The organism is Micromonospora sp. NPDC003776, assembly GCF_053605645.1.
Genome location: NZ_JBSGJR010000730.1, coordinates 1 through 2925, shown reverse-complemented (window position 1 = coordinate 2925; position 2925 = coordinate 1). Strand labels below are relative to the sequence as shown.

Annotated in this window: 1 protein-coding gene and 1 pseudogene; both read right to left on the bottom strand. The window is 73.2% G+C overall.

What is annotated here, in order from left to right:
- Positions 1–143 precede the first annotated feature (143 nt).
- Positions 144–1712, bottom strand: a pseudogene (locus tag ACWEVO_RS34085) (metallophosphoesterase); the annotation flags it as partial.
- A 141-nt stretch (positions 1713–1853) separates the two neighbouring features.
- Positions 1854–2925: PQQ-dependent sugar dehydrogenase (locus ACWEVO_RS34080; protein ID WP_452311529.1), on the bottom strand; the 1072-nt coding region annotated here is incomplete at its 5' end.

Sequence of the window (2925 nt, the reverse complement as noted above, 5' to 3'; positions counted from 1 at the left end):
ACCACGTCGGCGGCCATGGTGCGCTTCGCGTACGTGCTGCCGTCGGTGTCGGCGGGCTTGTCGCTGGAGCGGCACGTGGTCCAGGACCCGACCAAGGGCGACCAGGTGCCGCTGACGGTCGGGCCCGGGGACTCCGGGCCGCCCCGGGTCGGCGTCGGGGTCACCGGCACCTGGTCGCCCTTGGTCGGGTCCTGGACCACGTGCCGCTCCAGGTTGACCTGCGACTGCCCGGTGCCGCCCACGGTGATGTCGTCGTACGCCTGGAGCAGCTTCTGCTGGTCGAAGTAGAGCACCGTCATGGTCAGCGGGGTGGGCTTCTCGCCCTCCAGGCCGCGCAGCCCCGCGCCGCCGGTGGAGCCCTCCACCATCAGCTGGGTCGGCTGCTTGTCCGGCACCTGCGGCAGCTTCGAGACCTGGCGGGCGTGGGTGTGCCCGGCCAGCACCAGCGGGCAGGTGCCGGAGAGCGGCCCGGACGAGGCCGGGTCGTGCACCAGGGCGATGTTCACCTTCGTCGGGGAGTTCTCCACCGTGGTGGCGAGCTGCTCACCCGCCCCGATCACCTGCTCGGCGACCTGCTTGGTCAGCCCGCTGCCCGCCGGGGAGGTCTCCTTGTCCGGGGTGAACCGGGGGTCGCCGATGCCGGCGATGGTCAGCCCGGAGACGGTGACCGTGGAGTTGTCCAGCACGATCGCGTTCGGCTGCTGGGCCACCGCCGCGGCGGTCCGCGCCGAGTCGTGGTTGCCGCGGATGTAGACGTACGGCTTCTTCAGCAGGCCGATCGAGCCGACGAAGGACGCCTCGGGCTCGCTGCCCCAGTCGGTGATGTCCCCGGTGTCGATCACCACGTCGATGCCGAACTGCTCGACGACCGTCCGGATGAGCTGCCACCCGGTCGGGTTGAGGTGCATGTCGGAGACGTGCAGCACCCGGGTGGTGCCGGGCGCCGGCTGGTAGACCGGCAGCGAGGAGACCGTGGTGTAGAGCTTGCTCACGTTGCCGACGAGCCGCTGGAGCTGCTCGGCGTACTTGGTGTAGTCGTTCGCGATCCGCCGCGCGTCACCGACGATCGCCGGCGCGTTGACCAGCAGTCCCTCGTACCGGGGTTCCTCGATCGCCTGGGGGCGGATGGTGGCCGCGGCCAGCCCGAGGCTGCCGGCGGTGATCACCAGCGCCAGCCCGCCGGCCCAGGCCATCCGGCGTACGTCCCGGAAGGCCAGCCCGGCCAGGAGCAGGGTGGCCAGCACCGCCGAGGCGAGCGTCTTCAGCCCGAGCCGCATCACCCCGGCGCGGACGTCCTCGACCGCCGACTGGCTGGCCCGGCTGATGCTCGCCGGGTCGTCGATCAGCGCCTCGGTGCGCCGCTGGTCCAGGGCGCCCAACTGCACCGTCAGGTACGCCGGGCCGTTGTGACTGTCCAGCTTCAGCGCGCCCAGCGGTGGGATGTCGACCGTGGTGCCGCCGCTCAACGACGGGCTCAGGCTCAGCTCCGCGCGGAACGGCCCGATGTCCGTCCCCACGTGCCCACCGGCGTACGTGCCGGCCACGATGCCGGTCAGCGTGACCACCAGCAGGGCCAGCACCGCGCCGAACCGGCGCAGCCCGCTCCGGGTGCGTTGGCTCCGCCACGGTCGGAACGCCCAGCGGCGGGCGCGCCCGGTCTCCGGGGCCGCCTCCGCCCCGGTGTCGCGCTGCTCGTTGTCCTGGCCGTCCATGCTGAGATTCTGTCCTGCCCGATGAGGGATCTTGGTAAACCCGGGGGAACCGCTGGCCCGTCCCGCCGGTCTGGTACGTGCCGGCCGACAACTCCGGCTCGGCGCGTCTGGCGCCGCCCGACGACCTGGAGCCGCCGCCGGTCAGCTGCGCCCGGCCCCGCCGTCGGCGAAGACCAGCCGCAGTATCCGGTCGTCCTCGGCGGCCGGCTTGCCCCGGCCGTCCCGGTTGGAGGTGCTCACCCAGACCGAGCCGTCGGGAGCGACCGCGGCCGCCCGCAGTCGACCGTACTTGCCGGTGAGCAGCTCGCGCGGCTGACCGAACACGCCGCCGTTCGCGGTCAGCTCGACCAGCCAGAGCCGCTGCCCCCGCAGGCAGGCGGTGACCAGCAGTCGCTCCACCGCCGCCAGCCCGGAGCAGGAGGCGTCGGAGGTGCGCCACTGCACGATCGGGTTGACGTACCGCTTGTCGTCGGCACGCCCCTCGACCTGGGGCCAACCGTAGTTGCCCCCCTTGTCGATCTGGTTGATCTCGTCCCACGTGTTCTGGCCGAACTCCACCGCGTACATCCGGCGGTTCGGCGTCCAGGTGAAGCCCTGGACGTTGCGGTGCCCCCAGGACCAGACCGGGGAGCCCGGCGTGGGGTTGCCGGGGGCCGGCCTGCCGTCCCGGGTGAGGCGGAGGATCTTGCCGTTGAGGCTCTTCGGGTCCTGCGCGGCGGCCTGCTGCCCGGCGTCCCCGGTGCTGGCGTAGAGGTAACCGTCCGGGCCGAAGCCCAGGCCACCGCCGTCGTGGGTCGGGGCCTTCGGGATGCCGGTGAGGATGGGGGTGGGCGCCCTGCCCAGCTCCAGCCGGGCGATCCGGTTGTCCTGGGCGGTGGTGTAGTAGATGAAGACCGTGCGGTCCTTCGCGTAGGCGGGGGAGACCGCGATGCCGAGCAGCCCGGCCTCGCCACCGGCCGCCACGTCGGCGACGGTCTGCACCACGGCGACCTTCATCCCCTCCGGCCCGGACTCCGGGCCGACCTGGAGGATCCGGCCGCTGTCCCGCTCGGTCACCAGCGCGCCGCCGTCGGGGAGGAAGGCGATGCCCCACGGCACCGCCAGCCCCTTGGCCAGCACCGTCGCGACCACCTGCTGGCCGGCGCCGCCCGGGCTCGCCGACGCCGACGGGGTGGGCAGGTTCGGCGGCTCACCGGCCGGGTCCGGGTCGGGC